1 protein-coding gene is annotated in these 2328 nt (G+C 56.0%); it reads right to left on the reverse strand.

Going from position 1 to position 2328, the window contains the following annotated elements; all coding sequences use genetic code 11:
- Positions 1-2054: FG-GAP-like repeat-containing protein (locus tag B157_RS36840; protein ID WP_425423200.1), on the reverse strand; the 2054-nt coding region annotated here is incomplete at its 3' end.
- Positions 2055-2328: the final 274 nt, after the last annotated feature.

Here is a 2328-nt window from a genome sequence, read left to right on the forward strand (position 1 = left end):
AGCGTCAGGCTGGTCTGGGCGCAGGTCAGGGTCGTGGACGGGCTGGCACTAAGCGTCGCTGTGGGTAGATTGGCATTCTGACTAATCGTGATGGAAGTAGTGCTGGCGCATCCCGTGGCCGTGTTGGTCACCGTCACTGAGTACACTCCCGCCATGTTCACCACTGCCGTGTTGCCACTCTGGCTCACCACCCCCGGACCACTGAAGGCGTAACTATTGCCACCGCCCGCTGTTAAGGTCAGACTGGTCTGGGCGCAGGTCAGCGTCGTGGACGGACTGGCCGATAGAGTAGCCGTGGGCGTTGAGGCATTGCTGTTGATGGTGATGGAGGTGGTGCTGGCACAACCCGTGGCCGTGTTGGTCACCGTCACCGAATATACCCCCGATGCGTTCACCACCGCCGTATTGCCGCTCTGGCTAACCACCCCCGGACCACTGAAGGCGTACGCATTTCCACCACCCGCCGTGAGCGTCAGACTCGTCTGGGCGCAGGTCAGGGTCGTGGACGGGCTGGCACTAAGCGTCGCTATCGGCCCTGCCGTCGTGCTGTTGACCGTTGTGCTGGTGCTGCTCACACAGCCGCTGGCATTAGCCACGGTGACCGAATAGGTGCCGGGACTACTCACCACACGGGTCGTGGTGGATCCCGACGTGCCCAGCACCGAACCGCCCGGACTGGTGAACGTATAGGAGTTTCCTCCCGAAGCGGTCAGCGTGACGCTGGTCTGGGCACAGGTCAGCGGGCCGTTGTTGGTCAGACCCGCTGTGGGCAGGGCGTTGACTGTTAAGGTTGCGGGGTCAGAGTTAACAGATCCACCATCTCCGGTAGCGACACTGCGATACTGATACCCATTGAGTCCCGCTACATTACTGATTGTAAGCGTCGTGCTGGTTACGCCCGAGTAGGGAGCGTTATTGCTCAAATTAGTAAAACCACTTCCCGTGTTAACTTGCCATTGGTAGGAGGTAGCATCAGAAGCAGCCACGGTAAACGTAGTGCTACTACCGGCACAAACGCTTTTACTGATAGGATTACTCGTGATGACTGGTGGTGTGGTCTGCTCGTAGTGTCGAATCACGCCATCAGAACCACCAATCAGCAAGTCCAGCAGCCCGTCGCCGTCGAGGTCCGTGATGGCGGGGGTTGTGTACCCGGATAAATTCAGCCCACTGAAGGCAGTCGAAATCTGGGTGAAGGCGGTTCCGTTAGCACTGGTTTGTTCGTAGTGAAACAATTGTCCATTGCTACGCCCAATCAGCATATCAAGCCGTCCGTCACCGTCCAGATCAACCACACAAGCCATAGAACCTCCGTTGCCGGCATCGGCGGTAGGGCCAAAGTTTTGGTTATTCAACTGGTTAAAGGTGCCGCCGTTAGGGGTGGTCTGCTCGTATCGGCTAAGAAATTCGTCCCCTACCAGGAGATCAAGCAGACCGTCGCCGTCGATATCTGTAAAATGGGGATATTGAAAAGTCAGCCCCCCTGTACTAAAAATGTTATTAAAGTCATTTGATATCTGCGTGAAGGATGTACTGTTCACGGCTGATTGCTCGTAATGCTTAAAATTACCAGCTCCACTACCCACTACCATATCCAACAGTCCGTCGCCATCGATATCCGTCACGCTAACGATTGAATTATAGTGCCCGGTCAGACCGCTTAGATTGGTGCTACGAAGCGTAAAGCTGAGACTGTTGGGAGCACTCTGCTCGTAATGGCTTACTTCGCCGGTTTCCCGGCCCACCAGTAGATCAATAAGCCCATCGTGGTCAAGGTCGGTAATGGCGGGCGTTGAAAAAGAGCTAACATTGATCGAATTGAACGAGTTGCTACGTAACGTATAGGTTAGTGACGAACTGGCCCGCGTTACGGTGAAGTTCGTACTGCTCAGTACGGTGCCGCCCGGCGTAGTCAGCCGGATGGGTCCGGTAGATGCCTGAGCGGGCACGACAAACGAAACCTGCGTGCTCGAAATAGGCGTGATGTTGACCGGAATGCCGCGCAGCACAACGGCTGTAGTTCCCGTCAGGTTTGCGCCGTTGATGGTTACCACCGTACCCGCCGGACCACTCGCAGGTGATAAGCTGGTGATGGTGGGGGGGGTAACAGGTACATCCTGCCGGATAATGCGTCCTGCTGCCCCGGCTGCTCCTTCATAGAGGTCAGTATCGCCATCGTTGTCATAATCAAGTGCGTAAAGGCCCGACGATGCCGCTGAGTTGGGAATGAGTNAAAAACTTATGGTGTTGAGCGGCCCCGATGTAAACGTGCCAGTACCGTTGGTGGCAGAGTGGGTTGTGGCAAACCCACCACTGCCATTGTTGAGT

It is taken from the genome of Spirosoma spitsbergense DSM 19989 (assembly GCF_000374085.1).
Classification (GTDB): Bacteria; Bacteroidota; Bacteroidia; order Cytophagales; family Spirosomataceae; genus Spirosoma; species Spirosoma spitsbergense.